Here is a 6,395-nt window from a genome sequence, read left to right on the forward strand (position 1 = left end):
CGATGGATGAACCGGTGGTCCTGCTCGAGCGACGTGACGACGGCGTCGCCGTCGTGACGCTCAACAACGGCAAGGTGAACGCCCTCTCAGGGGCCGTGGTGGCCGCGCTCCACCAGATCGCCGATTCGTTGACGGCGGAGCCGCCCGCCGCCGTCGTCGTGACCGGAGGCGAGCGGATCTTCGCCGCCGGGGCCGACATCAGCGAGTTCGGTGGGCCCGACGAGGCCCGTGCGATCACCGACAGCTTCCACGGCGCGCTCGATGCCGTTGCGGCGGTGCCCCGATTCGTGATCGCCGCAGTTGCGGGGTACGCGCTCGGCGGGGGCTGCGAGTTGGCGTTGGCCTGCGACTACCGCATCGCGTCCGAGAAGGCCGTGTTCGGCCAGCCCGAGATCTTGTTGGGCACGATCCCCGGCGGTGGTGGAACGCAGCGACTCGCCAGGCAGGTCGGCCCGAGCCGGGCGAAGGAGCTCTGCATCACCGGCCGGCAGGTGGCCGCCGACGAGGCACTGCGGATCGGTCTCGCCGACGAGGTGGTCGCCCACGACGGGCTGCACGATCGAGCGTTGTCGCTCGCCGCGGAGTGCGCTCGCGGCGCAGTGCTCGCTCAGTCGTTCGCGAAGTCGGCGATCGATCGCGGCCTGTCGACGTCGCTGGCCGACGGCCTGTTGATCGAACGTGATGCGTTCGTCGACTCGTTCCGCACCGAGGACAGCCAGATCGGCGTCAAGAGCTTCCTCGAGCACGGGCCGGGCAAGGCGGAGTTCACCGGCACCTGAGCGGCCGTCCACGCGGCCCCCCCGGCGGTCGCCACCGCTAGGGCGACAGCGCCTCGTGGTAGACGGTCACGGTCCTCACGGCGATCGCATCCCACGAGTACGACGCCTCGATCAGATCCTGGCCGCGCCTGACCAGTTCGTCCGCGAGCTGCTGGTCGGTGAGCAGGCGCTCGATGCAGTCCGCCAGGGCATCGGCGTTGCCGGGTTCGAACAGCAGCGCCGATCCTGTGCCGCCGACCAGCTCGGCGAGCCCACCCGTGTCGGCCACGATCAGGGGAGCACCGGCTGCGATGGCTTCGAGCGCCACCAGCCCGAACGGCTCGTACAGCGACGGGATGACCACGCAGCCGGCTCGGTGGATCGCGGCACGGAGCTCGTTGTCGTTGAGGAAGCCGGGGAGGTCGATGAGGTCGCCGACGCCGGCGATGTCGATCTGCGACTGCAGCTCGGGCAGGTAGCTGCCGCGCCCCGCGATCACGCACTCCAGTCCGGCGACGCGGTACCGCAGCGCGCTGATCGCTCTGGCCAGCACCTGGAAGCCCTTCTCGTACTGCACGCGCCCCCACGCCAGCACGACGCCACCGCGGGCGTCCACCGGCTGCTCGTCGGGGCCGGCCGTCGCCCACCAGGCGGGATCGATGCCCGCCGGGATGCGGCGCACGTGCTCGGGATCCATCTCGAACCCGTCGACGATCTCGCGCACCATCAGCTTCGTCGACGCGATGACGCGTCTCGAGCAGTGGGCCTGCCACCACTCGACGCTGTTGATGTCGGTCGGCGTACCGGGCGAGAGATGACCGCCGTGCCGACCGCGTTCGGTGCCGTGGAACGTCGTCACGATCGGTGTCGTGAACAGCGATGCCAGCACGCTCGCCGCCCACGCGACGTTCCAGTCGTGCGCGTGCACGATGTCGGGGCGCCATTCGCCGAGGCGACCGCTGGTCGCGACCATCGCATGGTTCGCCGATGCGGCGTTCGCGACCTCGTCGTCGGGCAACCAGGGCAGTTCGACGTCGGCCCGCAGCACGCGCACCCCGGCGGCCGTGCTGTCGGGTTCGGTCCCGGCGACGCGGCGGGTGATGACCACCACGTCGTGGCCGGCCCGCTCGAGTGCGTGGGCGAGTCCGTCGACGTGCGCTGCCGTGCCCCCCGCCGACGTCGGCGGGAACTCCCACGAGAGCATGAGGACGCGCACCGGGCGCACGTTAGTGTCGCCGCCCCGCTGGGGGTCCCCCGAGGCCGAGGCGGGAGTGGGTGGTGACTTCCGACGGCGGCTGCGCTCTCGGATCGGCCGGACAGCGCCCACCGGCGCCGGCGCTCAGGCGCCGGTCAGCGCCGCTGCGCTGCGCAGCGTCTCGGCTGCCTGCTCGGGCGGCACGATGTTGATGAGCACCCCGGTGCCACGCTCGAACCCCGCCTGGGTCACGAGGTTGGGCCAGACGTGGATGTGCCAGTGGTACTCGCCCGTGTGTGCGTGCGGCGCGGTGTGGAAGCCGACGTTGTAGGCGACGTCGCCGAGCGCTCGGTTGAGGAACGCAGTCGCGTCGCGCAGCGATCGCCCGACCGCCTCGAGGGAGGTCGTGTCGGCGTCCTGCAGGTGCAGCTCGTGACGGCGCGGCACGATGAGCAGCTCGTAGGGGGAACCGCTCCAGTACGGGCAGATGACGGCGACGTCGTCGGTGGCGAAGACGACGCGCTCACCGGCGGCGAGCTCGGCTTCGACCGTGGTGCACAGCAGGCAACCGCCGACGAAGCGGGCGAACGCTCGCTCTTCGTCGAGCACCTCGCCGGGAACGAACGGCAGGCCGAGCAGCTGCCCGTGGGGGTGGGCGAGCGACGCGCCGGCTTCGCGTCCGTGGTTGATGATCGCTTGGGTATAACGGATGTGCGGGATGCCGGCGTGGTCGATGAACCGTCGCTTGAGCGCCAGCATGAAGTCGCCGGCCGCCTCGTCGTCGAGCCGATCGAGCGAGGTCGCGTGGTCGGGGGTGTAGACGAACACCTCGTGGATGCCGGTGCCCTCGGCCATGACGTGGACGGGGCCCTCGTGGTGGACGGCGAACCCCTCGTCGCCGTGGAACGCGGGGTACAGGTTGGGAACGACCCGGAGCGTCCAGTCGCCGCCCTCGCCGACGGTCTCGAGTGCGGGCGGCGTCGACTCCTCGTTGCCCGGGCAGAAGGGGCACGGCCGCGCAGGGTCGTCGTCGTTGAGGTCGCTGCGGGGCGCGAAGTCGGTCGGCCGCTGGGCCCGCTCGGCGACGATGGTGACCCACCGACCCGTCAGCTGGTTCAACCGCATCTGACTCATCGTCGTCTCAGCCTAGGGGGCCATCGGGTGCCTGTGCGGACATCTGCGTGCAAACGCTTACAGGGCCGTCGCTATCGGATTTTGCGATAGGTCGAGACGTGGCGACTGGCGTCGTCGTCGAACGCCGACCGCTCGAACCCCGACCAGCGGTGTTCGAGCTCGAGTCCCGCCGCGGCCGCCATCTCGTCGAGCTGCGCCGGTGTCGCGTACCGGACCGACCAGGGACGCAGCCGGACGCCACCGGCCTCGGTGAGCTCGATGAACTGGCCTTCGGCCGTCTGATCGTCGGGATGGTGGACGCTGGCCGAGAGCACCACGCACGTCGCGGTGAGCTCGCGGATCTCGAGGTGGTCGCCCCGGCGGGGCGGATCCTCCGGCACGAACGCCTCGACGACGAACCGGCCCCCGGGGACCAACCGGTCGGCGACCGCAGCGAAGCACGCCCGCTGCTCCCCGTCCCCGAGCAGGTTGAACAGCGTGTTGTAGGCGACGAACGCCATCGTGAAGGGGCCGTCCGGCAGGTCGCGGACCATGTCGCCGACGATGACGTCGACGGTGCCGTCGCGGTCGCGTTCGGCGAGCAGGTCGAGCATCGCTCGGCTCGTGTCGATGCCGACGACCGCCACCCCCGTCGTGCGGGCCAGCGGGAGCGCCAGGCGACCGGTGCCGACCCCGAGCTCGAGGAGCGGACCGTCGCCGGCCAGTTCGGCGAGCACGGCCACGGTCGTGTCGACATCGGAGATGCCCCGGTACCACTCGTCGTAGACGTCTGCGAACGCATCGCCGTAGCTGCTCGATCCGTAGCCCTCCATCGCCCGGACGGTACTGCGCCCGCTCCCACGAGCACAGCGGGCGCGGGCCCGAGCCGTCGGAGCCGGCGGCGCAGTGTCGGCGGGGGAGCGGTCGCACTGTGATGAGCCGGCTGCGGGGCGAAGCGGCCTCGATAGCGTGGCGGCGTGACGCTGACCTACCTGGATCACGCGGCGACGACGCCGGTGCGCACCTCGGCGTTCGAGGCGATGCTGCCGTTCTTCCGGGAGCAGTTCGCGAACCCGAGCGGCTCGCACCGATTCGCTCGCGAGGCTCGCCGGGCGATCGACGAGTCGCGCGACGCCGTCGCCGGCACGCTCGACGTCGAGCCCGGCGAGGTCGTCTTCACCGGCTGCGGCACCGAGTCGGACAACACCGCCATCGTGGGTGCCCGTGGGCTCGCCGTCTGCCCCGCCGCCGAGCACCACGCGGTGCTCCACCCCGTCGAAGAGCTCGGTGGGCGAGTCGTGGCCACCGACGCGACTGGCCACGTCGACCTCGACCGGTTGGCCGACGCGCTGGGCGACGACGTCGCGGTCGTCAGCGTGATGGCGGTCAACAACGAGGTCGGCACGATCACCGACCTCGCCGCGGTCTCCCGGCTCGTGCGCGAGCGTGCGCCGCGCGCCGTGCTGCACACCGACGCCGTGCAGGCACCGTCGTGGCTCGATCTGCGGCAGATCACGCCACTCGTCGACCTGCTCTCGCTGAGCGCCCACAAGTTCGGCGGCCCGAAGGGGGTCGGCGTCCTGACCATCCGCGACGGCGTTCGGATCGCGCCGCTGGTGCGCGGTGGCGGTCAGGAGCGCGAGCGGCGGAGCGGCACCCACAACGTCGCCGGCATCGTGGCGCTCGCCGTCGCCCTCGCCGAGACCGACGCCGAGCGGCCCGCCGAGAACGTTCGCCTCGCGTCGCTGCGCGACCGGCTCGTCGACGGCCTCGCCGCCACCGTCGATGGCGTGGTCGAGACCGTGCCTCGCGACCGGAAGGTCGCCGGGTCGGCTCATGTCTGTCTCGAGGGGATCGAGAGCGAGTCGATGCTCTACCTCCTCGACGAGGCGGGTATCTGCGCAAGTGCCGCATCGGCGTGCGCCAGCGGCGCGATGGAGCCCTCGCACGTGCTGTCGGCGATGGGCGTCGATCGCCGGCTCGCCGCCGGCGCGCTCCGCTTGACGCTCGGGCACACGACCACCGAACGCGACGTCGACCATGCCGTCGACGTCGTCGCCGACGCCGTGATGCAGCTGCGCAGCCATCGGTTCGCCCGTCCGTCATGAGGTCGCGGCGGTGAAGGTGTTGCTGGCGATGAGCGGCGGTGTCGATTCGTCCGTCGCCGGCGCGTTGCTGCTCGACCAGGGTCATCAGGTCGTCGGCGTGACGATGAAGCTGTGGGGCGGCGACAGCGACACCGGTTGCTGCAGCGTGAGCGACGTCGACGACGCTCGGCGCGTCGCGCAGCAGCTCGACATCGACCATCTCGTCTTCAACTTCGGCGAGGACTTCGATCGGCACGTCGTCGAGCCGTACGTGGCCGACCACGCGATCGGGGTCACGCCGAATCCGTGCATCGAGTGCAACCGGCACGTGAAGTTCGACCGACTCCTCGAGCGGGCCGATCAGCTCGGCTTCGACGCCGTGGCGACGGGGCATCATGCCCGGATCAGGCAGTCGGGCGGCCGCTTTGCGCTCGAGCGTGGGGCCGACCCGGCCAAGGATCAGAGCTACGTCGTGCACATGCTCGATCAGCAGGCGCTGAGCCGCGTGGTCTTCCCGGTCGGCGACATCGACAAGGGCACCGTCCGGCAGATCGCGGCGGCGCGTGGCCTCCGCACCGCGTCGAAGCCCGACAGCCAGGACGTGTGCTTCATCACGTCGACCGGCGGCAGGACGGCGTTCCTCGGCGACCGGATCCCGTTCCGCCCGGGCCGCGTGGTCGACACGGCTGGCGACATGGTGGGCGAGGTCGACGCGGTCGAGCTGGTCACGATCGGGCAGCGGCGCGGCATCGGGCTGCCGGGGGGCGGACCGAAGCGTTACGCCGTCGACGTCGACGTCCCTGCCGCCACGGTCACCGTCGGCGAGGAGGGCGATCTGCTCGTCGGGGAGACCGGCGCCGAACGGGTCGGCTTCGTCGATCGGCCCGTGAGCGGGACGGTGCTCGTGCAGTGCAGCGCGCACGGGGCGTCGCAGCCGGCCGATCTCGTCGTCGGTGGCGGCGGTCGGGCGACGATCAGGTGGTCCGTGCCGCAGCGCCGCATCGCCCCTGGTCAGAGCGTCGTCTTCTACGACCTCGACGACCGCCGGGTGCTCGGCGGGGGAAGTGCGACGAGGTCACCGTCACCCGGCGGGTCGGCGTGAGTGTCGGCGGCGCGGGGCGCGACGAGGCCGACTCAGCCGACGCATCGGGCGTCGGGTCGGCGTGAGTGTCGGCGGCGCGGGGCGCGACGAGGCCGACTCAGCCGACGCATCGGGCGTCGGGTCGGCGTGAGTGTCGGCGG

General features: G+C 71.5%; 6 protein-coding genes. 3 read left to right on the plus strand and 3 right to left on the minus strand.

Translation table 11 applies throughout. From position 1 onward, the window contains the following. Nucleotides 1-2: 2 nt before the first annotated feature. Nucleotides 3-779, plus strand: a complete 777-nt coding sequence (locus tag QNJ12_RS08530; RefSeq protein WP_300621604.1) for an enoyl-CoA hydratase-related protein — start codon at nt 3-5, stop codon at nt 777-779. A 37-nt stretch (nt 780-816) separates the two neighbouring features. On the opposite strand, the gene QNJ12_RS08535 is transcribed toward QNJ12_RS08530, so the two are convergent. The 3 genes from QNJ12_RS08535 to QNJ12_RS08545 form a co-directional block, all read right to left on the minus strand. After that, entirely contained in the window at nt 817-1,974 is a 1,158-nt protein-coding gene (locus QNJ12_RS08535; protein ID WP_300621606.1) for a glycosyltransferase family 4 protein, read from the minus strand. A 123-nt stretch (nt 1,975-2,097) separates the two neighbouring features. Then, nucleotides 2,098-3,087: a galactose-1-phosphate uridylyltransferase gene (galT, locus tag QNJ12_RS08540; RefSeq protein ID WP_300621608.1), complete on the minus strand. Its 990-nt coding sequence runs from the start codon at nt 3,085-3,087 to the stop codon at nt 2,098-2,100. A gap of 71 nt (nt 3,088-3,158) precedes the next feature. After that, a complete protein-coding gene (locus QNJ12_RS08545) occupies nt 3,159-3,899 on the minus strand; it encodes a class I SAM-dependent methyltransferase (protein ID WP_300621611.1) in 741 nt (246 codons plus the stop codon). Nucleotides 3,900-4,043: 144 nt separating this feature from the next. Between QNJ12_RS08545 and QNJ12_RS08550 the strand changes: the two genes are divergently transcribed. Together QNJ12_RS08550 and mnmA are read left to right on the plus strand one after the other, a co-directional pair. Continuing rightward, entirely contained in the window at nt 4,044-5,174 is a 1,131-nt protein-coding gene (locus tag QNJ12_RS08550) for a cysteine desulfurase family protein (protein ID WP_300621613.1), read from the plus strand. A 10-nt stretch (nt 5,175-5,184) separates the two neighbouring features. Further along, nucleotides 5,185-6,255, plus strand: a complete 1,071-nt coding sequence (gene mnmA, locus QNJ12_RS08555) for a tRNA 2-thiouridine(34) synthase MnmA (RefSeq protein ID WP_300621615.1) — start codon at nt 5,185-5,187, stop codon at nt 6,253-6,255. The last annotated feature ends 140 nt before the right edge of the window (nt 6,256-6,395 follow it).

This window comes from Ilumatobacter sp., from assembly GCF_030065885.1.
GTDB lineage: Bacteria > Actinomycetota > Acidimicrobiia > Acidimicrobiales > Ilumatobacteraceae > Ilumatobacter.